We start from the raw sequence: 24,305 nt of genomic DNA on the forward strand, positions 1-24,305 counted from the left end.
ATTCCATGACTTGAGTGGTTGAGAGCTAGGGGAGTGCGGTGGCATGAGCGTTGAGCGGATTTCGATTGTCGGTATCGGTCTCCGATACCCGGACGCCGGTTCCCCGGAAGAACTGTGGGAGAACGTCCTCGCCGGCCGTCGGGCGTTCCGGAGACTGCCCGACGAGCGGATGAACCTTGAGGACTACTACTCACCCGACGCAGGAGCACCAGACCGCTTCTACGCCACGAAAGCCGCGGTCCTGCGTGACTACGAGTTCGACCGGATCAAGTACAAGGTCGCGGGCAGCACGTTCCGCTCGACCGACACCACGCATTGGCTCGCCCTCGACGTCGCCGCGCAGGCCTTGGCGGACGCGGGTTTCCCCGAGGGCGAGGGGCTGCCGAGGTCCGCGACCGGCGTGGTGATCGGCAACAGCCTCACCGGTGAGTTCTCCCGAGCCAACATCATGCGGCTGCGCTGGCCGTATGTGCGCCGCACGATCGCGGCGGCGCTGGCCGAGCGCGGCTGGGCCGACGGCGACACCGCCGAGTTCCTCCACGACCTCGAGGCGCAGTACAAGGCGCCGTTCCCGGAGATCGACGAGGACACGCTCGCCGGCGGACTGGCCAACACGATCGCCGGCCGGGTCTGCAACTTCTTCGACTTCGGTGGTGGCGGGTTCACTGTGGACGGTGCCTGCTCCTCGTCGCTGCTTTCCGTGGTCACCGCGGCGAACGCGCTGTCGGAGGGCGACCTCGACGTCGCCATCGCCGGCGGTGTCGACCTGTCGATCGACCCGTTCGAGGTGATCGGTTTCGCCAAGACCGGCGCGCTCGCCAAGCGCGAGATGAAGGTCTACGACGCCGACTCCAACGGTTTCTGGCCCGGCGAGGGTTCCGGCATGCTCGTGCTGATGCGCGAGGACGACGCGATCGCGCAGGGCAAGCGGGTCTACGCCTCCATCGGCGGCTGGGGTGTCTCTTCCGACGGCAAGGGCGGTATCACCCGGCCCGAGGCGTCGGGGCACCGGCTGGCACTGAAGCGGGCCTACGAAAAGGCCGGATACGGCGTCGAGACCGTCTCCTACTTCGAAGGCCACGGCACCGGGACCGCGCTGGGCGACGCCACCGAGATCGAGGCACTCTCCACTGCCCGCCGCGACGCCGACCCGCTCGCCGACCGGGCCGCGCTGAGCACCATCAAGGGCAACATCGGGCACACCAAGGCCGCGGCGGGGGTCGCCGGGCTGATCAAGGCGACGCTGGCGGTCTATCACCAGGTCATCCCGCCCGCGACCGGCCACTTCGACCCGCACGAGTCGCTGGTCGGCGACTCCGCGCGGATGTACGTCCCGGCCGACGCCGGCTTGTGGCCCTCGGACCACCCGGTCCGCGCGGGGGTTTCCGCGATGGGCTTCGGCGGCATCAACTCGCACGTCACCGTCACCGAGGCACCGGGGGCGGCACGGCGGAAGGAACTCGACGAGAAGACCCGGTCGCTCGTCGCCGGACGGCAGGACAGTGAGCTGCTGCTGCTGGACGCCGACGACGCCGCCTCGCTGCGGGGCCGGGTCAGCGGGCTGCTGGAGGTCGTGCCGAAGCTGTCGTTCGCCGAACTGTCCGACCTCGCCGGCACGCTTTCCGCGGGACTGTCCGGAAAACCGGTGCGGGCGGCGGTCGTCGCCGCCAACCCGGAGGACGCCGAGCGCAAGCTGGCCAAGCTGCTCGACCTCCTCGGCGAGGGCGAACCGGAGGTCTTCTCCGCCGGTGAAGGCATCTTCGCCGGTGCGAGGTCCCAGGCACCGAAGATCGGGTTCCTGTTCCCTGGCCAGGGTTCCGGGAAGGGCACGGTCGGCGCGGTGCGGAAACGCTTCACAGGAGCCGACGACATTTATCGCGCCGCGGGCCTGTCCACCGGCGCCGACCAGGTCAGCACCGACGTCGCCCAGCCGCGCATCGTCACCGGTTCGCTCGCCGGGCTCCGTGTCCTGAAGAGCCTCGGCATCGAGGCGCAGACGGCAGCGGGCCACAGCCTCGGCGAGCTGACCGCGCTGCACTGGGGTGGCGCGCTCACCGAACGCGAAGTACTCAAGCTGGCCAAGGTCCGCGGCAAGGTGATGGCGACCGCGAGCGCCGGGAACGGTGCCATGGCGGGGATCGCGGCCGCGCCGAACGTCGTCGAGCGGATCGCCGACGGTGAGGACGTCGTCATCGCCGGGTACAACGCGCCCGAGCAGACCGTCCTTTCCGGACCGGCGGACGCCATCGAGCGGGTGGTCGCCCTCGCCCGCGCCGAAGGCATCACCGCCACCCGGATCAACGTCTCGCACGCCTTCCACTCACCCGCGGTCGAACCGGCCGCCGATGCGATGACCGGGGAACTCGCCGCGTTCGACTTCGCGCGGCTCGACCGGCCCGTGGTGTCGACGGTGACCGGCGACGTCCTGCACGCCGCCGAGGATCTCCGCGATCTGCTGCGTGACCAGGTGGTCCTGCCGGTCCGCTTCCGTGAGGCGGCCGCGAAGGTCGCCGAGCGCAGCGACCTGGTGATCGAGGTCGGTCCCGGCCGAGTGCTCACCGGTCTCTTCGGCGAGATCGCGCCCGGCACCCCGGTGCTCGCGATCGACACCGATAGCCCGACGCTGGCCGCGGTGCTGAAGGTCGCCGGTGCCGCGTTCGCGTTCGGTGCCCCGCTGGAGACCTCGGCGCTGTTCGACGGCCGGGTCGTGCGGGCCCTGCCGGTGGACGGCGAGTTCTCCTTCCTCGCCAGCCCGTGCGAGGCCGCGCCGTCCATCGGCGCGGAACTGGCCCGCGACCGCGTCGCCGAACCCGCCGAGGCGACTTCGGCGGGGGAGACCTCGGAGAACGGTGGCAGCAGCACGCTCGACCTGCTGCGCAAACTCGCCTCCGAACGGGTCGAACTGCCGCTCGAAGCGGTCACCGCCGACACGCATCCGCTCGACGATCTGCACCTTTCGTCGATCACCGTCGGCCAGCTGGTCAACGACGTGACCCGCGCGCTCGGCAGGCCGGCACTGGAGGGCATGCCCAACTTCGCGACCGTCTGTCTCGGTGAACTCGCCGAGATGATCGACGAACTCGCGCAGACCGCCAAACCCGCCGACGGCAACCAGGCCGAAGTGGCGGGCGTGGGACCGTGGGTCCGGCCGTTCGCGGTCGAGTACGTCGTCGCGCCGAAGCCGTCGCCCGACCTCACGCCGGGTATCTCCACCTCCGAGTGGACGGCGTTCAGCCCGGACGGGCACCCGCTCGCGGAGCCGCTGCGCGCGGCGCTGGCCAACGCCGGTGTCGGCGACGGTGTCCTCCTCTGCCTGAACGAGGACAGCGACGCGAACGACGTCGGGCTGTTCCTGGACGCGGGCCGCGCCGTGCTGGCCGCGCCCAACGGCACGCGGTTCGTCGTGGTGCAGCACGGTCTCGGCGCTTCCGGGATGGCGAAGACGCTGCGGCTGGAAGACCCGTCGGCCCGCACCACGATCGTCGATCTCGCCGACGTCGCCCCGGTCGACGCCGAAGCCGTCACCGCCGCGGTGTCCACTGTGGTCACCGAGGTCGCGGCGACGAACGACTTCAGCGAAGTCCGCTACGACTCCGCCGGTGTCCGTACGGTGCCGAAGCTCGGCGCGCTGAAACCGGCCGAGGCCGAAGGGACCCCGCTGGGGACCGACGACGTCCTGCTCGTCACCGGTGGCGGTAAGGGCATCACCGCGGAGAGCGCGTTGGCGCTGGCCAAGGACTCCGGCGCGAAGCTGGCGCTGCTGGGCCGGAGCGATCCGGCCGACGACGCCGAACTGTCGGAGAACCTCGGCCGGATGGCGGCGGCGGGGATCACCTACCGGTACGAACGCGCCGACGTCACCGCCGCACAGCAGGTGGCGGACGCGATCGGCCGGATCCAGGCCGAATTCGGCCCGGTCACCGCGGTCCTGCACGGCGCGGGCCGCAACGAGCCCGCCGCGTTGTTCTCCCTGACCGAGGAGACCTTCCGCAAGACGCTGGCGCCGAAGATCGGCGGCCTCAACGCCGTCCTCGACGCCGTCGACAAGGACAAGATCAAGCTGCTGGTCACCTTCGGCAGCATCATCGGACGGGCGGGCCTGCGCGGTGAGGCGCATTACGCCACGGCCAACGACTGGATGACCGAACTGACCGTGCGCTTCGGCCGCGAACACCCCCAGGCGCGGGCGATCGCCCTCGAATGGTCGGTCTGGTCCGGCACCGGGATGGGCGAAAAGCTCGGTGTGGTCAGCGCTTTGATGCGCGACGGCATCACCCCCATCCCGACCGAGGAGGGCATCGAGATCCTCCGCCAGGTCGTCGGCGATCCGGCCGCCCCGTCGGTACTGGTCGTCTGCGGCCGTACCGCGGGACTGGTCACACTGCCGGTGGAGAAGCGCGAACTGCCGCTGAACCGCTTCGTGGACCGCGCCGTGGTCCACTACCCGGGTGTCGAGCTCATCACCGAAGCCGACCTTTCCGCGGGCAGCGACCCGTATCTGGCCGACCACCTGCTCGACGGTCAGCTGTTGTTCCCGGCGGTGATCGGGATGGAGGCGATGACCCAGGTCGCCAAGGCCACCCTGGCGGTGGAAAGCCTGCCGGCGCCGGTGTTCTCCGACGTCGAGTTCCTGCGGCCGATCATCGTCTCGCCGGGCGGGTCGACCACCATCCGGCTCGCCGCGCTGGCCAGGGACGCCGAAACGGTGGACGTGGTGCTGCGCAGCGGGGAAACCGGGTTCAGCGCCGACCACTTCCGCGCCCGGCTGCGCTTCAGCCGTCCGGATCCGCTCGGTGAGCCGGTGCTCCGCGACGTCGCGCTGCCGCCGGTCCCGGTCGACCCGACGACCGAGCTGTACGGCACGGTTCTCTTCCAGGGCAAGCGGTTCCAGCGGGTCACCGGGTACCGCCGGGCCAGCGCGCGGCACGCGGTCGCGGAGATCACGACCGGCGCCGAGGTCGACTGGTTCGCTCCGTTCCTCCCGCAGGAACAGCTACTGGCCGACCCGGGCACCCGTGACGCGATGATGCACGCGATCCAGTGCTGTGTCCCGGACGCGACGCTGCTGCCGCAAGGGATCGAGCGGCTGTATCTCGCCGAGCCCGGCGAGCAGCACCCGGAGTACGTGCTCCTCGACGCCCGCGAGCGGTCGCAGGACGGCGACAGCTACGTCTACGACCTCGACGTCCGCAACCCCGACGGGAAGCTCGTCGAGCGATGGGAGGGGCTGAAGCTGCGCGCGGTCCGCAAGCGCGACGGTGCGGGGCCCTGGGTCCCGTCGATGCTCGGGTCCTATTTGGAGCGTTCCGCGGAACGGCTGCTCGGCTCGTCCCGCGCGATCGTCGTCGAACCGGACCCGGTGGGCGTTTCCGTCGAGACCACCACGGAACGGCGGGCACAGACCGCATTGGCCGCCGGCCGCGCGGTCGACGCCCCGCTGGAGATCCGCTACCGCCCGGACGGGAAACCGGAAGCCGACGGGGTCGAGGTGAGCGCGTCGCACAGCGCCGACCTCACGCTGGCGATCGCCGGCAGCGGCCGGGTCGCGTGCGACGTCGAAACGGCGATCGAACGGAAACCGGAGGACTGGGCGGGCCTGCTCGGCGAGGATCTGCTCTCGGTCGGCGAACTGCTCGCCGCCGACACCCGCGAGCCGATCTCGGTCGCCTACACCCGGGTTTGGAGCGCGCTGGAATGCGTGCGCAAGACCGGCGACATGACACAGGCGCTGACCGTGCACCGGGTCGATCCGGACGGCTGGGCGGTGCTTTCCCACGGCAATGCCCGCATCGCCACCTGGGCGACGACCGTCAACGACCGGACCGATCCCGTCGTCTTCGCGGTGCTCCAGGGAGAGGAAGACTGACATGGCCGACTACTACGAGATCCTGCACACGGTCGGATTCGAAGAAACCAACTTGGTTGGCAACGTCTACTACGTGAACTACGTGCGCTGGCAGGGCCGCTGCCGCGAGATGTTCCTGAAGGACAAGGCGCCCGCGGTGCTCGAAGAGGTCCGCCACGACCTCAAGCTGTTCACCCTCAAGGTCGACTGCGAGTTCTACGCGGAGATCACCGCGTTCGACGAGCTGTCCATCAGGCTGCGCCTGGAGGAGCTGACCCAGACCCAGATCCAGTTCACCTTCGACTACGTCCACCTCACCGGCGAGGGGGAGCGGCTGGTGGCGCGCGGGCGGCAGCGGATCGCGTGCATGCGCGGCCCGAACACGGCCACGGTGCCCAGCCGGGTGCCCGAGCAGCTGCGCGAGGCGCTGATCCCGTACACGGTCAACGGCAAGGGGGAGTGACGTGGGCACTGTGGAGCCTGCACCGGGAGCTCAGGAGCCCTCGCGGCCGGTGCTGAAACGCCTGCCGACGCCGGCCGCGCGCCGCCGGTTGTCGGCGCAGGCCGGGCTGCGGGAGGTGATGGGCCAGTTCGCCACCGGGGTCACCGTGCTGACCGCCGGGGGCGAACGGGCACACGGGATGACCGCCAACGCCGTCACCTCGGTGTCGCTGGAACCGCCGATGGTGCTGTGCTGCGTCTCCCGCGCGGCCCGGATGCACGACGCGATCGTGACGGCGGGCTCGTACGCCGTCACCGTGCTCGCGTCGGACCAGAAAGACCTCGCGAAGTACTTCGCCGACTGGCGCCGCCCGGCCGGGCTCGCGCAGTTCGATTCGGTGGACTGGACGGCCGGTCCGCAGACCGGTTCCCCGCTGCTCGACGGCGCGCTGGCGTGGCTGGAATGCGAACTCGCCGAGGTCTACGAAGGCGGCGACCACTCGATCTTCCTCGGCCGGGTGGTCGCGTCCAGCCGTGGCACCGCACAGGACTCACTGGTCTTCTACGGCGGCGGCTACCACCAGATCGACGGCCGCGTCCGCGCCTCGGCCTGACGCGAAAGGCTCGAGAGGAAGGAAAACATCATGACCAGCAACGAATCCGCCACCGCCCGGCCGGACGAGACACCGGCGTCGGTGCACTCGCTCGACCGGGCGCCGGTGGTGACCACGATGCCTCGGCTCGGACGGGGGGTGTGCTGGCGCGACATCGTGCGCGAGATCGAACTCGACGAGCTCGAGCGCGAGGCCCGGCTGAAGGAGGCGGCGTGACCCTGCAAGGCGATCCGGGCGCTCAGCGCACGGAGGATTCCGAGGTGGTGCCGCTGCCGGAGGACCGGCGGCGGCGCCCCCGGATCCCGAGGGCGACCGACGGGCAGGTGATCCCGCTCGCCCGCGGCGCCGAACCGGTGCACCCACCGGAACCGACGATGCCGTTGCTGCGCAGCCAGCGCGACGAACTGCGCGAGCATATCGTCGACGGACGGCTCGAGGGCGTCCGGCGGCAGCACTCGCTCGGCAAGCACACCGCGCGCGAACGGCTGGAGCTGTTGCTGGACGCCGATTCCTTCACCGAGGTCGAGCTGTACCGGCGGCATCAGGCGAGCGGTCTCGGGCTGGCGGACAACCGGCCGTACACCGACGGCGTCATCGCGGGCTCAGGCACCATCGACGGACGGCGTGTGTTCGTCTACGCGCAGGACTTCACCGTCTTCGGCGGTTCGCTCGGCGAGGCGCACGCGGCGAAGATCCACAAGGTGATGGATCTGGCCATCGCCACCGGCTCCCCGCTGATCGGGCTCAACGACAGCGGGGGAGCGCGGATCCAGGAAGGCGTCATGGCGCTCAACGGCTACGGCGGCATCTTCCGCCGCCAGGTCGAGGCGTCCGGTGTCATCCCGCAGATCAGTGTGGTGCTGGGGCCGTGCGCCGGCGGGGCGGCGTATTCGCCCGCGCTCGCGGACTTCGTCTTCATGGTGCGGGACACCGCGCGGATGTACCTGACCGGACCGGACGTCGTCGAAACCGTGACCGGGGAACGGGTCAGCCACGACGAACTGGGCGGGGCGGACGTGCATGGCGCGTCCTCCGGCGTCGCGACCGTGGTGCACGACGACGAGGAAGCCTGCCTGGCCGACGTCCGCTATCTGGTGTCGCTGCTGCCGTCGAACTACCTCGACCCGGCGCCGAGGGAGCCGTCGCAGGACGCGGGGAAGGACCGGCGCCCCCGGTTCGCCGAACTCGTCCCCGTCGAGCCGAACAAGCCCTACGACATGCGGGACGTGTTCACGGAACTGGCCGATGACGGCGAGTTCTTCGAACTGCACGAGCGGTGGGCGCGGAACGTGCTGTGCGCGCTCGCGCGGATCGACGGCCGCGTGGTCGGCCTGGTCGGCAACCAGCCCGTGGTGTTCGCCGGCGTGCTCGACGGACCGGCATCGCAGAAGGCGGCGCGGTTCGTGCGGTTCTGCGACGCGTTCAGCATCCCGCTGGTGACGCTCGTGGACGTCCCCGGCTTCCTGCCCGGTGTCGAACAGGAGCACTCCGGGATCATCCGGCACGGCGCTCAGTTGCTGCACGCCTACTGTGAGGCGACCGTGCCGAGGATCCAGGTCATCCTGCGCAAGGCCTACGGCGGCGCGTACATCGTGATGGACTCGCGGTCCATCGGAACCGACCTTTCGCTCGCCTGGCCGACCAACCAGATCGCCGTCATGGGCGCCGAGGGCGCGGTCAACGTGCTGTTCCGCAAGGACCTCGCCGCCGCGGCCGACCCGGCCGCGTTGCGCGCCCACCTGGTCGCCGACTACACCGAAGAGTTCATGAACCCGCAGTACGCCGCCGAGCGGGGCCTCGTCGACGACATCATCGACCCGGCGGACACCCGTTCCGCCGTCGCGAGGGCGTTGGAAATGCTGCAGGACAAGCGAAAGGCGGCGCCCCAGCGCAAGCACGGCAACCACCCGATCTGAACGGGGGAAGCATGCCACCGTCCGAAAAGGACACCTCGATGCCGGTGTTCCGGGTCCTGCGGGGGAATCCGGAAGACCTCGAACTGGCGGCACTCGTCACCGTCTTCGGCGCGCTCGCCTCCGCGGCGGCGCCGCCCGCCGGCCCGGTGCGGCCGGTGCGGTCGGCGTGGTCCGCGCGGGGGCGGGCGGATTGGCGCACCTCGGTCTTGCGGTGATTCCGGGCACCGGCCGGGTTCGACGATGAAAACGCGGCGTGCTTGCGGCAACCTGTGATCGGCTCGTTGCCGTGAAGGTCCCCTTGCTTACCTTGAAGGTAGCGAAGGGGACCTTCGCTACTTGGCCGCAGTCCAGCACTCCTCGCTGAGACTCGGGGCGTCCTTGATTATCCACAAGGGACACTGTCAGGCAACTCCGTTTTGGGTCGGGTCGTGAGTGCCGATTAGGGTTATCGAGAAGAAAGACAACCGTGTCGTGGTTGCGGGCGGGCTTATTCGCCGGGGTGAGGGGCGGGGCGAAGGCGTAACGCGCGTGCTCAGAGACGGAACTCGCGTGCCTGAACCCCTCACTCGGGTGTTACGCCTCCAAGCACGGGTGATACGCCTCCAAGCACGCGACATCCGGCTCTAAGCACGCGAGTACGGCGCTACGTCACCCAAGCCACTATCCCGCCCGAACACGCCACGTTTGCCTTGACCCTGGTTAAACACCACTTGGCACTCACGACCCCCTCGGGAAACCACGCATACTGCTCAAGCCGGACACCTGCCCGCCAAAAAAGTGTCCCTTGTGGACGATCTGCCCTCATCCCGACTTCCGGTAGGGACTCTGGGTCCCTCAAGGAGCCCTTCACAGCCCGGCCGCTGCCCGCTCCCGCCCCCTCCGCCACGACACGTGCACCTCCCTCTCGCTGACCGATCCGGCTCTCACCACGCGAGTGCGGCGCCGCGTCACCCAGGACATGCCACGGTCGCCTGATCACTCACTCGTTCACGCGGCGCGGGCGGCCGCGAGCCGGTGTGCCGCCTCGGATTCCCGTCGCGCCGGATATGTGCTGTGGTAGCTGTGCACGGCGACGTAGAGGATCCCGTCCGCCACCACCGTCTCCAGGCCCGTTCGCTCCCCAGGCTCGAACGGACCTCCGCAGGCCGCACAGGTCCGCTGCCGCTCCGCGGCGCTCACGACCGCTCCCGTGGTTCGGGGGCGCCCGGGTCGGGCCAGGACAGGCCAAGCAGTTCGACGTCCAGTTCGTCGTCGGCGTAGATCTCGTACGGGTCGAGGCGGTCGGTCATGGTGCGCTCCTTGGGTTTTCCGTGTACTACCAGAGCACTACCGGTACCCCCTCATCGTCGACTCGTTATTTGCTCATCGCGATCTCCAGCCGGCTTCGAGCCCGTCACGATCGCACCCCGATCGGCGAGGTCCATCCTTGGTTGTCAAGTGAGCGGTTCATCGAAGGCCGGGAGGAACGTCATGACGGCACAGGTGCGGATTTGGGTCGTGACCGATGATTTCGACCCGCACGGCATCTCCGGGGCCGACGAGACGGCGTCGGTCCCGGAACCGAGGTCGTCGCTCGAAAACGAGCCGCCGGCCGACCACATCGTCCTCGGTTACAACTAGCGGACGTGAGCGGCGACCAGTACGCACAGCACGAACAAAGAAGACCACCGGGTACCGCGGCCGGGAGAATGAAGATCGTCCGCGACCCGGCGAGACCTCGAGGAGGCCTTCGGATGGCTATGCGCCTCCAGCTCACGTCGGGTTTGCAGGTGCTGGAAGAATGGGCGATCAACGCTCCGCAAGCCGATCGCAATGTTATCTACGAAGCCCTCTTCGCGGTAGCCGACGGATCCGCTTTCCTCATCTACGACATTTTCGGAGATGGCCGGGATCCGCATCAGTTCATCATTCTGGTGAAACACGACCTCGTCATCAGGATAGGACTCAAGCGGGCCGATTCCTCGTTCGAGATCGTCTATATCGGTGCCTTGGAGCACGGCACACCCGCCGCGGCCTGGGCCGAGGACGCCGACGAGTCCTGACCTGGTACCGCTGAACGGACTAGCCCGGAACCTCGTTACCGGCAGCCTTTCGCACCAGTGCGTCATGTGCTCCTCATCTTGACACCATCCGTGTCACCGTGAAATTCTTCCGGTGTTTGCGGATGGGGGAATTCTGCCGACCGGTGTAGTCGAAAGAGCGCGGTCATCGAGGTATGGAGGCACGAAAATGTCGTCACCCGAATTGCCAGGACTGGACGTTTCCACGCGGGTACGCGCACGTGACATCCAAATGGCGGGGGTCGCCGATGTCCGCCGCCGGGTGCTGATGATCTCCGGCGCCATCGACACCACCGACCACGACGTCTCGGTCAGCGTCAACCTGCCGGAACCGGGCCGTTGGCAGGTGATCAAATCCGAGACCAACCTGACCGACAAGACCTGGGTCGCGATGCAGGTCGTCACCGACGAGGATTCGACGTTCGTCAACGACGCCGACACCCTCGTGCTTTCCCGTCAGTTCTCGAAATCCTTCATGACGCCGGATCAGCGCCGCCTCACCTTCTACGACGGTGAAGTCCGCCCCGGCGAGGCCGTGCTGAAGGTGTACTCCCTGGACGCCGGCGGCCGGAAGCCGACCTACTCCTACTCCCGCTACAGCCCGATCGCGACCGACACCGCCGAGCAGTCCCAGCAGACACTGGAAGAACTGATCAGCAACGGGATGAAACAGCGTCCCGTGATCGAGCTGATCGTCCCGGTGACCGTGATCGGCTGAGCACGCCGGTGATCACCTTCGTCCCGGAGCCCCACCTGCTGGAATCACCGCGCGGGCGCGCGTGGCCTGCTCTCCCGGCCACCCGCGCCGCCGTCACCCCCGCCCCGCCGTCCGGCGCCGACGTCGTCATCGTCGGGGCGGGCCCGGCCGGGCTCGCCGTCGCTTCCGCGCTGTGGCACCACGGCGTGCGCGACCTCGTCGTCGTCGACCGTGACGGCCGTCCCTGCCGCCGGTTCTTCGACCGCGTCGACCTGCTCGGCCAGCGGGTGCTGCGTTCGCCCTACGAACACCATCCCGGCGTCGAGGGCTACCGCGACTGCGAGTTGCTGGACTTCGCCCGGCTGCACTGGTCGGTGCTGACCCCGGTGGAACGCCGGGAGATCCGGATGGCGCAGGCCGGGCACCGTTCGGTCGTCCCCGTCGACGTCTTCGAGGCTTATTGCGCGCATCTCGCCGCGAGTCACCACGTCACCGAACGGACCTGGCGCGGTTCGGTGCGCGAGGTGCTGCCGACCTCGGACGCGGTCACCGTGCGCGCCGACCGGTTCTCCGTCACCGCCCGCCAGGTGGTGCTGTGCCTCGGCGAGGAACGACGGCCTGCTCCGGACACCTGGTGGGGCGGCGGCCATCCGCCGCCCGGCGTGAGCTACTGGGACGAACCCGTTCCCGACGGCGGAAAGCGGCTCGCCGTCGTCGGCGCGGGCCTCACCGCCGCGCATCTGATCTCCACCGGGCTCGCCCAAGGCCGCGAGGTGCACTGGGTGGTCCGTGAAGCAGGCGAGCGCTACCAGTGCGCCGACGTCAATTCGTCGTTCTTCCGCCCCGAAGGCCGCGCCCGCTTCGACGGCGTGAGCTGGTCCGACCGCCTCGAACTGATGGGCCGCTTCCGGCGCGCGTCGATCATGTTCGAGTTCCGGCCGATGCTCGAAGCCGCCGAAGCCGAGGGACGGCTGATCGTGCACCGTGGCAAGGCGATCACGAAGGTGCGGCCAGGGGTGCGCCTGCATCTCGAAGACGGCGAGACGGTCGCCGTCGACCACGCCGTCCTGGCACTGGGCACGACGCCGTCGATCGGCGACGGTCTGCTGCCCGGCGAGGCCGTTCTCGACCGCGGCGGCTGGCCGAGCCTGGACGAGCGCACGTTCGCCTACGTCGGCGCGCCCCGGGTCTTCGCCGTCGGCGCGGCCGCGGGGATGGCGCTCGGCCCGGCCGCCCGCAACATCGACGGCCACCGCGTCGCCACCGCCAGGGTCGCGGCCACCGTCGCCGATAACCTGCGCACGGGGACTTCGCCGCGGGTCGCCACGAAGGACGTCGCCCGTGTCTGAGCCCTACGACTCCCGGTTCACCCTGCCCTCGATCGACGACGCCCCGTCGACGGAGGCGGGGGTGATCCTGATGGGACTGGACGCCGAACGATTGCTCGCCGGCGTCGGCCTCGCGCGGATCGCCGACGAGCCCGCGCTGGTCGCGCTCGCCGTGGACCAGGCAAGGCACGACGCGCTCAACCTGGACACCGACGCGCTGATCGAAGCGGGCAGCACCCGCTGGCGCGCGGTCCGCCCGCTGATCGAGGCGGGGCCGGAGATGACCGCGGCCGGTTCGCTGCGCAAGGAATGGGAGCAGACCACCGCCAGGGTCATCGCCACGGTGGCCGGGCTGGGGCCGGCGTCGGTCGCCTGCCTCGCCGCCTGCTGGCTGCGCCGCGAAGACGTCGACAAGTTCGCCGAACACGGGCGGACGCCGAAAAAGGGGAGTACGCGCGATGTCCTATCTCAGGTCTTTGCCGACTGACACCACGCTGCTGCAGGTGTTCCAGAAGTTCCCGGCTCCGGCGTCGCGGCTGCTGGACTTGCACGAACTCGTCATGCGGGCGCCGTCGGCGTTCGATGCCGGCGAACGGGAACTGATCGCGGCGTACGTCTCCGGTATCAACGATTGTCAGTACTGCCATGGGGTCCACACCGTCACCGCCGAGGCTTTCGGTGTGCCGGAAGGGCTGCTGACCGCCGCACTGGCCGATCTGGACTCTTCGCCTGTGGACGAGCGGATGAAGCCCGTGCTGGCCTACGTGGGCAAGCTGACGCGGACGCCGTCGAAGATGACCGACGCCGACGCGGAAGCCGTGTTCGCGGCGGGCTGGGACGAGGCAGCGCTGCACGACGCCGTCCTCGTGTGCGCGCTGTTCAACTTCATGAACCGGATGGTCGAGGGACTCGGGATCCGCGCCGACGCCGCCTACGCGAAGACCTCGGGCGTGCGGCTGAAGGACGGCGGGTACGCGGGTCTGGCGCGGCTGCTCGATTCCTGAACCGGCGCTCGCCCCGGCCCGGTCCGGCACATGACTACGCCATTCGTGCGGGTTGGACGGTCGAATGACCACAGCCGGTCATTGTCGCCTGATGAGAGCAGGCGATCGCGATCCGTGACCGAAGATCCGCGCTAGTACTCCATCCGATAGTCAGGCGCGCGGAAACGGAGTAGCCGAGGAGAACCTTCTGGCGTAGGCGAAAAGCACGACTCACGATGATTGATGGCACTGGTAGCGCACCGGCCCCGGATAGCACGATCTCTTCATCGAAGGAACACCCCGATCACCTCCGAAACGTCTGGGAGCCACTCGATGAAGAACACCGTGACCGACAACGTCCGCTCGCTTTTCGCCGTACGGGGAATCGACACCGGTTCGGCCGGGAACCAGGTCGACCTGGTGATCGACCGGTTCTCCAACTGGTCCAACCAGCCGGGCGGTCAGGTCTTCGACTGCTTCACCGGCGCCTGTTGTGTTTCTCCGCCACTGGCCGAGGCGAGTTGAGCGCAACCCCACCGGCCGCTTTTCGCGCTTGAACGCGAGAGGCGGCCGGTTCCGTGCCGCGTTCGGCGTGCTCACCGCGGTTGCCGGGATCGTGCTCGCGCTGCGCATGGTGCCCGACGCGCGGACCGGCCGCCGCGCTCCTGGCCGTGCGCCCGCCGAGCGTTGCGACGGAAAGTCACCGACCAACTGCGAGACCGGTGGCCGGGCGACCCGATTGCCGTAGCTTCCCCGAAGTGGACGCCGCTTGACCGAGACCACTCGCCACCCGAACGGTGGAACGCGTTCTGGCCGACCGTGTTTATCTTGGGTCACGGGGGCGTGGTCGGAGGGGCGGCGCGATGGTGATCAGGGTTCTCGTGGCCGAAGACATGCACATCGTCAGGGGGGCGCTTGTCGCGTTGCTGCGGCTGGAACCGGATATCGAAGTGGTGTCCGAAGTGGCCTCCGGCGACGAGATCCTCGCCGCCGCGCGCACCTCGCGCACCCAGGTCGCGGTCATCGACATCGATCTGCCCGGCAAGGACGGCCTCACCGCGGCCACCGAGCTGCACGAACAGCTTCCCGAGGTCCGAACGTTGATCCTGACCAGCCTCGGCAAGCCCGGCACACTCCGCCGCGCGCTGGCGGCCAAGGTCAACGGGTTCCTGTTGAAGGACGCTCCCGCGGAGAAACTCGCCAACGCCGTCCGCGGCGTGGCGGCCGGGCGGCGGATGGTCGACGGCGATCTGGCGCTGGCCGCCTGGGACATCGCGGACTGCCCACTGACCCCGCGCGAGATCGACGTCCTGCGGCTGACCGCGGAAGGCCGCGACACCCTGGAGGTCGCGGGGAAGGCCTTTCTCTCCACCGGGACCGTGCGCAACTACCTGACCACGATCGTTTCGAAACTCAACGCGCGCAACCGGGTCGACGCGATCCGGATCGCCAGGGAGTCCGGCTGGATCTAGCCACAGGCTAGACCGGGACCACCGCGCGCAACCGGAACCGCCCGTCGGGTTCGACACCGGCGGTCAGTTCGCCGCCCAGCCCGGCGACGCGGTCGGACATGTTCGTGATGCCGCTACCCGGTGCCTCGACCCGGCCCGTCTTCGGCGGCGTCGCCTGCCCGTTCTGGACGCCGTCGTTGACGATGTCCAGCGCGACCCCGTCGCCGACCCGCCGCACCGCGATCTCACAGCGTTCGACCTTGCTGTGCCGCAACACGTTCGTCACGCCCTCGCGCAGCACCACGGCGAGCACCGTGCGCACGGTCGAGGGCAGGTCGTCGTGCTCGATCTCCAGCCGCACCTGGACGTCGGCGGCCACCAGCACCGCCTGTGCCGAGCGGGACTCCTGGTCCAGCGACAGTTCCCGGTAGCCGCTCGCCACGGAGCGGACGTCGGCCAGCGCCTGCCGGGTGAGCCCGAGGATCTCCAGCAGCTCGTCGGAGGCGCGGGTGGTGTCGATGTCCATGATCCGGCTGGTCAGCTCGCTCTTCAGCGCGATCGCCGAAAGGCTCATCCCCAGCAGGTCGTGCAGATCGCGGGCGAAGCGCAGTCGTTCCTCCGCGACCGCGACCTCGGCGAGGCGTTTCCTGGTCTCGCCCAGCTCGGTCACCAGCCGGATCAGCCAGATGAGCCCGAAGACCATCAGCCCGGTGTTCAGGATGGACGCGAAGGTGTAGAAGCCGCCGGCGAAGTCGGTGCCGTGGTCGATCCGGATCAGCACGACACCGGCGGCGGTCGCGGCGAACGCCGTCCAGCCCGCCAGCGGCGGCAGCACCAGCAGCGCGGTGCCGGCGAACAGGCTGGGCAGGCTCACCCAGGCCTTCCCGAACGGGATCAAGGGCAGGAAGATCAGGCAGGCCTGGACGAAGAGCAGCGCGTAACTCTGCCGCGAGCGCAGCCGGACGTTCGGCCGGGCGAAATAGGACAGCTGCAGCGTGATCAGCGCGGTGAGATAGCCGGCGGTGAGCGTGAGGTACCAGCCGTCGTCGGTCAGCATGAAGGCCCGCGTCATCGCGGAGAGACCGAAGAGGATGAAGACCACCGTCAGCGTCCACTGGACGTTCCTGGCGTCGATCCTCGACCAGTGCCCTGAGCCCTGTGCCAGCGCCGTCTCGGTGGGTTCGGCCCGGTCGGGTACCGGGAGTTCGGCGTGCAGCCGCCACCGGCCCGCCGCGTCGGGGCCCGCGCTGAGCGTTCCGCCGTGTCCGTCGACCTCCTGGGTCACCTCGCGCAGGCTCTCGGCCGTTTCCGCCGGGACGTCCTCGTGCGCCGTGCCGTCGTGGACGATCTCCAGCGCGACCCGCCCCTCGTTCGCGCGCACGGTGATCTCGCAGTGCTCGACGCCGGTGTAGCGGAGCACGTTCGTGACGCCCTCCCGCAGTACCTTCGCCAGCAGGGTGCGCAGCTTCACCGGAAGCTCGACCTGTGCGAGGTCGAGCCGCACCGCGACGTTCGACGCGGAGAGCAGCGACACCGCGGTCCGTGATTCCTTGTCCAGCGACAGTTCCCGGTAACCCCTGGCCACCGACCGCACGTCCGACAGCGTGCGCTGGGCGATCCCGGTGATCTCGGCGAGTTCCCCGCGCGCCCGGTCCAGAGATTTGCGCAGCAGCCGGTGCACCAGTTCGCCCTTGAGCGCGATCGCCGAAAGGCTGAGCCCGAGCAGGTCGTGCAGGTCCCGCGCGAACGCCAGGCGCTGCTCGGCCACCGCGCGCCCGGCCAGTTCGGTCCTGGCCTGGTGCAGTTCGGTCACCAGCCGCGCGAGCCAGGTCAGCAGGTACACGACCGGCGCGTAGAAGAGCGCGGTGACGGTGTCGAACACCGCGCCGAGCCAGGTGTCGTCGTAGGTCCACAGGATCCACGTCGTCCCCGCCATGAAGACGGTGAACACCGTCCAGCCCGCCCGCGGCCGGAACAGCAGCAGCGCGCTGCCCGCCGGAAGGGTGGTCAACGAGCTCAGCGCCGCCTCGAAGTGCAGGGTCGGCAGAAAGGCCAGGCACGCCTGGACCACCAGCATGACCTTCGCGAGCCTGGTGTCCAGGCGGACGGCCGGGCGGCTGAAGTACAGGAGCTGGATCGCGAGCACGGGGCCGACGTAGAGCACGGCGAGCAGGCCCTGCCAGAAGTCCACCCCGGGTTGCGACAGCACCGAGATCAGACCGAACAGGCACGAGTTGACGAAGACGACGGTGATGATCAACCCGGCGAGGAACAGCGCCCGCCGGGGGCGCCGGTCGATCCCGGCGGTCCCCAGTGGTTCGGCGGTCACCGCGAGCTGTTCCGGCACAGGCACCCCAGTGGTAACAGGAGACGTCTCAACTTTGTCGCGGTTCGCCCTCACGACGGCCAAGGACGGCCGCCGCACGGCCTTCCATCGCGGTGTATTCGGATCCTAACCCATGTTTGTTACCCCGGTTGGTCTTTCCGGGTAAGGGAGAACGACGGACGAGAGGACGTTTCCCCGCTGGGGAACAGGAAAAAACCCGTCCGTCACCCGGGCGGGTGTGGGTCGTTCGGACCATGCGGACGATCTCGCGACACGCCACGATGGAAGACGTGCGCCGAATCCTCCGGTTCCACTGTGTACGCCACGCCGGGACGGCCTGTCGCGGCGCCAAGGGACCGGTGGCCTTAAGCTCGGTGCATGGCCAGGTATTTCGACGTGCATCCGGAAAATCCGCAACGACGCGCGATCGGACAGGTCGTCGGCATCCTGCGCGAGGACGGGCTGATCGCCTATCCGACGGACTCCTGCTTCGCTCTCGGCTGCCAGCTGGGGAACAGGGACGGGATCGACCGCATCCGGAGTATCCGCAAACTCGACGACCGCCATCATTTCACCCTGGTGTGTCAGGACTTCGCCCAACTGGGCCAGTTCGTGCACGTGGACAACGCGGTCTTCCGCGCGGTCAAGGCGTCCACACCGGGCAGTTACACGTTCATTCTCCCGGCGACCAAGGAGGTTCCGCGCCGCCTGATGCACGCCAAGAAGAAGACGGTCGGCGTGCGCATCCCGGACCACGTGGTCACCCAGGCGCTGCTGGGCGAACTCGGCGAACCGCTGCTGTCGAGCACGCTGCTGCTGCCCGACCAGGAGGAGCCGATGACCCAGGGCTGGGACATCAAGGAGCGGCTGGAGCACGTGGTGGACGCGGTGATCGATTCCGGCGAATGCGGGGTCGAGCCCACCACGGTGATCGACTTCTCGTCGGGGGAACCGGAGATCGTGCGGCGCGGCGCCGGCGATCCCTCGCGTTTCGAATGACCGCGAGCCGGCACCTCGGTCGTGGTGCCGGCCCGCGCGCGGTTCCGTCCTCGTCAGTGCGTGACAAGCCCTTCGGTCTTCGAGGGGGCCGAGGGGATGTGGAAGAGCCGCGTGAACAGTTCCAGGTAGGCCGCGTCGCCCTTGATGGCCACCGCGCCGCAGGTGAGCGCGCTCGCGGCGTCCAGTTCGCCGTTCATCAGCTTGAGCATGAGCGGCCCGCGCGGCTCGATGACGAGGTCCGGATCCGGATGCGGGCCCTCGCCCGCCGTCACCTCTCCGTCCTCGACCACCGCGTGGACGATCATCTGGTCGCCGTAATGCAGCTCGAACGAGCCACGGACGCCGTGGGCCTCGTGCGGCTGGAACGTCGTGTACAGCGAAAGGATGGCCGCGTCGAGGGTGAACAGGTCGTCCGCGGCGGGCTCGGTGAGCGACCGGGCACCCCACAGGCCCAGCTGCAGCAGGATCTGGTCGAGGTCGTTGCCGTACTCCGTCAGCTCGTAGACCACTCCGGCGTCGAGCTGCGAAAGCACCCGGCGCTGGACGACGCCGTGCCGTTCGAGTTCGTTCAGCCGGGTCGACAGGATGCTCGTCGGGATCTTCGGCAGGCCCTGCTGGAGCTCGTCGAAACGTTTCGGGCCGAGCACCAGGTCGCGGATCACGAGCAGGGACCAGCGTTCCCCGATGATCTCGAGCGCGCGGGCGAGGCCACAGAACTGGCCGTAGGTGCGAGCGGTCATGCTTTACTCCTCAACTTCCTGGATCTGGTGACGGGGTGGTGTTCGTTCGCCGGTCGGCGTGATCAGCGGACCGGGTTTCCCTCGGAGAGCAGATCGCGGTGCAGCTCTCGCAGTTCGGCGCAGGGTTCCACCCCCAGTTCGTCTTCGAGCCTCGCCCGCAGCCAGTGGTAGGACGTGAGCGCGTCGCTACGCCGCCCGCTGAGGCACAGCGCGCGGATCAGCTGGGCGTGCAAGGTTTCGTCGAGCGGGTTCGCGGTGGCCAACGACCGCAGTACGCCGAGCATCTCCCGGTGCCGCCCTGCCCGGATCTCGGCCTCGATCCACAGGTCACGGGCATTGCGCCGATGCTCCAGCAGATAGACGGTGTACGCGGCCAGCGTTGGTCCACAGTGGACGTTGGCCAAGGGTGGACCGGACCACAGGTCCAACGCCGTACGGAAAGCGTGCGCGGCCGCCGCGTCGTCGCCGCCGGTCAGCAGGTCGCGGCCGAGGCGATGCAGGCGCTGGAACTCCGACACGTCGACCAGGGCGGGGTCGAGGTCCAGCCGGTAACCGGGCGGGCTGGTGACCAGCAGACCGCCTTCGCCATCGGGGTCGAGGTGACGGCGGAGGTGGTGGACGTAGGTGTGCAGAGTGCGGCGGACGCTGCGCGGGGGAGTGTCGTTCCACAGCTCGTGGACCAGCGAATCGACGTGGACCGTCTTGCCCGGCCGGATGAGCAGCATCGCCAGCAGTTGCAGGAGTTTCGGCGTGGTCGGCGCGCGATCGGCCCCGCCGGCGTGCAGTTCGAGCGGGCCGAGGAGTCGCGCGCGTACCGCGACTTCGTCCGGTTCGGTACTCGTCCCGTGCATCCCTGCCCCCTCCGGCGGACTCCCCCGCTGTGACGATGACAGAGGGGGAACCTTCGCCAACAGTGCCGGAAACACCCGGTGAACCATGATTTCTTCGTTGTCCCGCATGCGATCGTCATGACTTGGGGCGCGGAACCGTTTGTGGCAAAGGAGAAGACGCGCGCGCGGGTCAGAGCCAGTCGGAATCGGTGGCGATGCGGATGGCGTCGACCCGGTTGCGGGCGTTGAGTTTCGTGACCACCGTGGCGAGATAGTTGCGCACCGTGCCAGGGGACAGGAACAGCTCGGCCGCGATGTCGGCGACCGTGTGCCCGTTCGCGGCGAGGCGCAGGATCTCGGCTTCCCGTGGGGTCAGGGGGCAATCTTCCGTTTCCCAGGCGGACAACGCGAGTTCGCTGTCGATGACACGGCGGCCGATGGCGACGGAACGGACGGCGTTGGCGAGCTTGTCGGCCGGCGCGTCCTTGAGCAGGAAGCCGTTGACCTTCGCGTCGAGCGCGCGGCGCACGGTGCCCGGACGGCCGAGCGAGGTGAGGATGAGCGTGCGGACGCACGGGAGTTGCTGGTAGAGCTCGGATGCGGCGGCGAGGCCGTCTTTGGCCGGCAGGTCGATGTCGATGATCGCGACGTCCGGGAGGTACTCCGCGGCCATCGGAAGGATCTTGTCGCCCGAGCAGACCTCCGCGACGACCTCTATGTCCTGTTCGAGGTTCAGCAGCGCGACCAAGGCGCCGCGAACCATGTGCATATCTTCGGCCAATAGGACTCGGATCACTCCGGCCTCCTCTTTCCCCCAGAAGCGCTAACTCTCAGTGTACATAGCCAACCCGGAAGAGTGAATATGAAAAGCACGATTCAAGGTTGCACTATTTCCGGCGCTCCGGTCGGCGGATCAAGGACCCGGGTGAGCTGCGGAGATGGCGAAGATCCGATGATCATGAACTGACCGCTAAAGAGCGATCGATCGATTACTCGGTGTCAGGTCAGAAGAGGGTAAACTTTCCGCCATAAGTGCTTTTCATTCGCCGGTAAGTACGTTCGGCTGCGGTGAATTCATCCGGCGAACGGGTGAATTCACCATTGTCGGCGGCGGGGTATGGACTGTTCGGCGGTACCGGCTGAGACCTCGATCGGCCATCGAGCGCATGGCGAGCACGGCGTGGTCTCCTCGGCGGGAGCCGAGTTCGCGCGCGAAGCCGACACTATCCACAAAGGACGTACGTGATGACTTCATTGCTGGGTGCCCTGCGCAAGATCCTGTTCGCGCCCTCGCTGGCTTCGGTCGGCTTCGAGGGGCGCGGCTTCGGGATCCCGCCGACGACGGCGACCGCCAGGCTGGAGTCGATCCCGCAGTCGGTGGTGTGCGGGTTCGAATGGGGGATCGACGCCCCGGCGCTGTGGGAGGCCGAGCGGCGGCTGGACATGGTGGAGCCGGAGATGCGCGGATTCGCCTACGAAGGCGCGGCGATGGCGTTCACCGTCCTGGACGTCATGCCCGGCGGCCGTAAGGACCGGACAGCCGAACTGATGAGCGGTCCCGGCCGTCCGCATCTGTTCCTGACCTACATCGGCATCGGCTTCGCCATGGCGCGGCTGCCCCGGCCGCTGTGGAAGAAGGTGCTGCCGGAGCTGGACGGGATGCCTTACCACCCGACGATGAGCTGGCTGGCCGTCGACGGCTACGGCTTCGACCGCGCGTACTTCGACACCCGCAAATGGGTCGACGAGCAGTTCGTCCCCGCCCCGTACGCGTGGGCGGGCGCGCCGTCGTACTTCGCCCGCGCCTGCGACCAGGGCGTCGGGCGGGCGCTGTGGTTCATCAACGGTGCCGATCCGGTGAAGGTCGCCGCCGCGGTGAACCGCTTCCCCGCCGAGCGCCGCCCGGACCTGTGGAGCGGTGTCGGGCTGGCCTCGACCTTCGCCGGGGGCTGCGACCAGCGGGGGCTCACGGTGCTGCACGAAGCGGCGGGGGAACACCAGGACGAACTCGGCCTCGGCGTCGTGTTCGCGGTGAAGGCGAGAACGTTCTCGTCGTTCGTCCCGCCGCACACCCGACGCGCCGCGCGGACGCTCGCCGGGCTGAGCATCGAGGAGGCCGTCGACCTCGCCGACCGGACCGAGGTGGCCGAGAACGCCGCGGACGGCACGCCGGCCTACGAACTGTGGCGGCAGAACATCCGCGAGGCCTTCGCTCCTTCGGCTGGCCGTCTTTCCGCCTGAGGTCCCGTGAACGTCACGAGGGGTCCCCATCGGACATTTTTCGTCCGATGGGGACCCCTCATGACACCCAGGTGAGGGTCAGGCCGCGTGCTTGAACGGCCTCGGCCGGTGCCGCAGATCGGGCAGCGCGAGCAGTACCGGCGGGTCGAACAGGCGCTTGGGACGTACCCGGAGGTCGGCCAGCCGCGCGGTGACCCCGGGTTCGACGGTGATCGGGCCGTGATGACCGGTGTATCCGGCGCCGCGACGCGTGAGCGGCCCGGTCACGCAGTGCGCCACGAGGTGCCAGTTCCCTTCCGGAACATCGGTCAGCTGATAGGGGCCGGGCGCCTCGATGACCGCGTAGCGCACAGGCGCGCCTTCGGGGATGCGCGTCGGGAAGAGGCCGACGAAGACGAGACCGGGCGAGATCTCCGGCGGCGCCGAAACGAAACCGCGGACGATCGCCGGCTGCGCGCCGGGACGGGGTTCACCGGCCAGCCGGTGCTGGAAACCGCCCTGCTGGCGGTACGCGGAGGGGGAGAGGCCGACGCGGCTGCTGAACCGCGTGCTGAAGGTGCCGACACTGTTGTAACCGACGCGGTGGCTGATGTCGGCGACCGTGATCGAGGTCGTCAGCAGCAGGCGTTTGGCCTCGTCGAGCCGCAGCGCGGACAGGAACCGGCCGGGCGAGACGCCGGTGGCCTGCTGGAACACCCTGGTGAAATGGAATTTGCTGAACGTCGCGGCGCGGGCGATATCGTCGATAGTGAGCTCTTCGCCCAGTTTCTCGTTCATGGCCCCAATGGCTCGCTCCACGGCTCGCCGGACAGTCTCATCCATTGTCCGTCCTTTCGCTCGAGGAATTCTGGCGTGCTTTACGGTTTCCGACAGTAGTGCTCGCCGCCGCTACTCCTGAAGTGCTCGATTCACCGCCGGATATGGATTCATGTGTGCGCCGACGTGAAAATCTCACATGCGAAAACCACAGGTCGGCGGTGGTGTGCGCACTGGATCTCCACGGCGGATGGCCGCAAAATTCCTGGTAGCGCGTGCATGCCGGACCTACCCCGGCCGTGTTGGCGCGGTCCGAAGAAAGTATTCCCGCGGCAACACAGAACCGGCCCTTGACCGTGTCCCCCCCGCGACGGTCAAGGGCCGGTTTCCATTTCGCGGTACGGGTGTGTGAGGATAGTATTGTCGGCTCGGGGGCGAGGCGCAGGAGAAAGGCAGATGGGGCGATGATCAAGGTCCTGGTGGCGGAGGACATGCATATTGTCCGTGGGGCCCTGGTCGCGCTGCTGGGGTTGGAAGCCGATATCGAGGTCGTCGCCGAATGCGCCAGCGGTGAGGAGATCCTCCCGCTCGCCCGGTCCGCGCGTCCCGACATCGCGCTCATCGACATCGATCTTCCCGGCAAGGACGGGCTCACCGCCGCCGCCGAACTGCACGAACAGCTGCCAGAGGTGCGCACGCTGATCCTCACCTCGCTCGGCAGTCCTGGAACCCTCCGGCGAGCCCTGGCCGCGAAGGTCAACGGCTTCCTGCGCAAGGACGCCCCCGCCGACAGGCTGGCCAACGCGGTCCGCGGGGTCGCCGCCGGGCGGCGCGTCGTCGACGGTGATCTGGCGCTCGCGGCGTGGGACAGCGAGGAATGCCCGCTCACCGCACGGGAGATCGAAGTGCTCCGGCTGGCCTCGGTCGGCTCCGAGCCGACCGAGATCGCGGCCGAACTGTTCCTCTCCGCCGGTACCGTGCGGAACTACCTGACGACGATCGTGTCGAAGCTCAGTGCCCGCAACCGGGTCGACGCGGTGCGGATCGCACGCGAGTCCGGCTGGTTGTGACGGGAGTC

At 68.7% G+C, this 24,305-nt stretch carries 24 protein-coding genes; 18 read left to right on the forward strand and 6 right to left on the reverse strand.

The annotated features are described in order from the left end of the window. The first annotated feature begins 43 nt into the window (after positions 1–43). The 6 genes from ACZ54P_RS27580 to ACZ54P_RS27605 are packed head-to-tail and all read left to right on the forward strand — an operon-like array spanning position 44 to position 9,031. On the forward strand, positions 44–5,866 hold the full coding sequence (locus tag ACZ54P_RS27580) for a type I polyketide synthase (protein ID WP_465464475.1): 5,823 nt from the start codon (positions 44–46) through the stop codon (positions 5,864–5,866). Between the two features lies 1 nt (position 5,867). Beyond that, on the forward strand, positions 5,868–6,308 hold the full coding sequence (locus ACZ54P_RS27585; protein ID WP_465464476.1) for an acyl-CoA thioesterase: 441 nt from the start codon (positions 5,868–5,870) through the stop codon (positions 6,306–6,308). A 49-nt stretch (positions 6,309–6,357) separates the two neighbouring features. Continuing rightward, the gene (locus tag ACZ54P_RS27590; protein ID WP_465464477.1) at positions 6,358–6,900 is read left to right on the forward strand and encodes a flavin reductase family protein; all 543 of its coding nucleotides are present in this window, start codon (positions 6,358–6,360) and stop codon (positions 6,898–6,900) included. Between the two features lie 30 nt (positions 6,901–6,930). Further along, positions 6,931–7,116, forward strand: coding sequence for a DUF6222 family protein (locus ACZ54P_RS27595; protein WP_465464478.1), 186 nt, complete (start codon positions 6,931–6,933; stop codon positions 7,114–7,116). Continuing rightward, on the forward strand, positions 7,113–8,816 hold the full coding sequence (locus ACZ54P_RS27600; protein WP_465464479.1) for an acyl-CoA carboxylase subunit beta: 1,704 nt from the start codon (positions 7,113–7,115) through the stop codon (positions 8,814–8,816). The genes ACZ54P_RS27595 and ACZ54P_RS27600 overlap by 4 nt, the downstream gene beginning before the upstream one ends. Before the next feature lie 11 nt (positions 8,817–8,827). After that, complete coding sequence (locus ACZ54P_RS27605; RefSeq protein WP_465464480.1) at positions 8,828–9,031, forward strand: acyl-CoA carboxylase subunit epsilon; 204 nt, start codon at positions 8,828–8,830, stop codon at positions 9,029–9,031. 772 nt (positions 9,032–9,803) lie between these two features. On the opposite strand, the gene ACZ54P_RS27610 is transcribed toward ACZ54P_RS27605, so the two are convergent. After that, entirely contained in the window at positions 9,804–9,995 is a 192-nt protein-coding gene (locus tag ACZ54P_RS27610) for a hypothetical protein (protein WP_465464481.1), read from the reverse strand. Positions 9,996–10,286: 291 nt separating this feature from the next. On the opposite strand from ACZ54P_RS27610, the gene ACZ54P_RS27615 reads away from it, so the two are divergent. The 9 genes from ACZ54P_RS27615 to ACZ54P_RS27655 all read left to right on the forward strand — a co-directional run bounded on the left by ACZ54P_RS27615 (position 10,287) and on the right by ACZ54P_RS27655 (position 15,356). Further along, positions 10,287–10,436, forward strand: coding sequence for a hypothetical protein (locus ACZ54P_RS27615; RefSeq protein ID WP_465464482.1), 150 nt, complete (start codon positions 10,287–10,289; stop codon positions 10,434–10,436). A 113-nt stretch (positions 10,437–10,549) separates the two neighbouring features. Further along, complete coding sequence (locus ACZ54P_RS27620) at positions 10,550–10,858, forward strand: DUF6235 family protein (RefSeq protein ID WP_465464483.1); 309 nt, start codon at positions 10,550–10,552, stop codon at positions 10,856–10,858. Positions 10,859–11,108: 250 nt separating this feature from the next. After that, a complete protein-coding gene (locus ACZ54P_RS27625; protein ID WP_061987805.1) occupies positions 11,109–11,594 on the forward strand; it encodes a DUF6423 family protein in 486 nt (161 codons plus the stop codon). An 8-nt stretch (positions 11,595–11,602) separates the two neighbouring features. Next, a complete protein-coding gene (locus tag ACZ54P_RS27630) occupies positions 11,603–12,922 on the forward strand; it encodes an FAD-dependent oxidoreductase (protein ID WP_465464484.1) in 1,320 nt (439 codons plus the stop codon). Beyond that, positions 12,915–13,388 carry a DUF6187 family protein gene (locus tag ACZ54P_RS27635; protein ID WP_465464485.1) on the forward strand — a complete coding sequence of 158 codons (474 nt, stop codon included), beginning with the start codon at positions 12,915–12,917 and terminating at the stop codon, positions 13,386–13,388. The genes ACZ54P_RS27630 and ACZ54P_RS27635 overlap by 8 nt, the downstream gene beginning before the upstream one ends. Continuing rightward, on the forward strand, positions 13,360–13,905 hold the full coding sequence (locus ACZ54P_RS27640) for a carboxymuconolactone decarboxylase family protein (RefSeq protein WP_465464486.1): 546 nt from the start codon (positions 13,360–13,362) through the stop codon (positions 13,903–13,905). Before ACZ54P_RS27635 ends, ACZ54P_RS27640 begins: the two co-directional genes overlap by 29 nt. 312 nt (positions 13,906–14,217) lie before the next feature. Next, entirely contained in the window at positions 14,218–14,409 is a 192-nt protein-coding gene (locus ACZ54P_RS27645) for a hypothetical protein (protein WP_465464487.1), read from the forward strand. A 28-nt stretch (positions 14,410–14,437) separates the two neighbouring features. Beyond that, complete coding sequence (locus ACZ54P_RS27650) at positions 14,438–14,632, forward strand: hypothetical protein (protein ID WP_465464488.1); 195 nt, start codon at positions 14,438–14,440, stop codon at positions 14,630–14,632. Between the two features lie 115 nt (positions 14,633–14,747). Continuing rightward, complete coding sequence (locus ACZ54P_RS27655; protein WP_465464489.1) at positions 14,748–15,356, forward strand: response regulator transcription factor; 609 nt, start codon at positions 14,748–14,750, stop codon at positions 15,354–15,356. 7 nt (positions 15,357–15,363) lie between these two features. Here the strand turns inward: ACZ54P_RS27655 and ACZ54P_RS27660 are convergent, their stop codons facing one another. Next, entirely contained in the window at positions 15,364–17,682 is a 2,319-nt protein-coding gene (locus ACZ54P_RS27660; RefSeq protein ID WP_465464490.1) for a sensor histidine kinase, read from the reverse strand. A gap of 357 nt (positions 17,683–18,039) precedes the next feature. On the opposite strand from ACZ54P_RS27660, the gene ACZ54P_RS27665 reads away from it, so the two are divergent. Continuing rightward, complete coding sequence (locus ACZ54P_RS27665) at positions 18,040–18,660, forward strand: L-threonylcarbamoyladenylate synthase (protein ID WP_465464491.1); 621 nt, start codon at positions 18,040–18,042, stop codon at positions 18,658–18,660. Positions 18,661–18,713: 53 nt separating this feature from the next. On the opposite strand, the gene ACZ54P_RS27670 is transcribed toward ACZ54P_RS27665, so the two are convergent. The 3 genes from ACZ54P_RS27670 to ACZ54P_RS27680 form a co-directional block, all read right to left on the reverse strand. Further along, positions 18,714–19,400 (reverse strand): winged helix-turn-helix transcriptional regulator, encoded by a 687-nt coding sequence (locus ACZ54P_RS27670; RefSeq protein ID WP_465464492.1) that lies wholly within the window; start codon positions 19,398–19,400, stop codon positions 18,714–18,716. A gap of 62 nt (positions 19,401–19,462) precedes the next feature. Continuing rightward, positions 19,463–20,251: an AfsR/SARP family transcriptional regulator gene (locus ACZ54P_RS27675; protein WP_465464493.1), complete on the reverse strand. Its 789-nt coding sequence runs from the start codon at positions 20,249–20,251 to the stop codon at positions 19,463–19,465. Between the two features lie 169 nt (positions 20,252–20,420). Further along, entirely contained in the window at positions 20,421–21,026 is a 606-nt protein-coding gene (locus ACZ54P_RS27680; protein ID WP_465464494.1) for a response regulator transcription factor, read from the reverse strand. A 449-nt stretch (positions 21,027–21,475) separates the two neighbouring features. Here ACZ54P_RS27680 and ACZ54P_RS27685 point away from each other — a divergent pair, with 449 nt between their 5' ends. Continuing rightward, on the forward strand, positions 21,476–22,471 hold the full coding sequence (locus tag ACZ54P_RS27685; RefSeq protein ID WP_465464495.1) for a DUF1702 family protein: 996 nt from the start codon (positions 21,476–21,478) through the stop codon (positions 22,469–22,471). A 78-nt stretch (positions 22,472–22,549) separates the two neighbouring features. On the opposite strand, the gene ACZ54P_RS27690 is transcribed toward ACZ54P_RS27685, so the two are convergent. Further along, positions 22,550–23,248: an AraC family transcriptional regulator gene (locus ACZ54P_RS27690; RefSeq protein ID WP_465464496.1), complete on the reverse strand. Its 699-nt coding sequence runs from the start codon at positions 23,246–23,248 to the stop codon at positions 22,550–22,552. A gap of 443 nt (positions 23,249–23,691) precedes the next feature. On the opposite strand from ACZ54P_RS27690, the gene ACZ54P_RS27695 reads away from it, so the two are divergent. Beyond that, the gene (locus ACZ54P_RS27695; RefSeq protein WP_465464497.1) at positions 23,692–24,297 is read left to right on the forward strand and encodes a response regulator transcription factor; all 606 of its coding nucleotides are present in this window, start codon (positions 23,692–23,694) and stop codon (positions 24,295–24,297) included. Positions 24,298–24,305: the final 8 nt, after the last annotated feature.

The organism is Amycolatopsis sp. NPDC034160 (genome assembly GCF_055575355.1).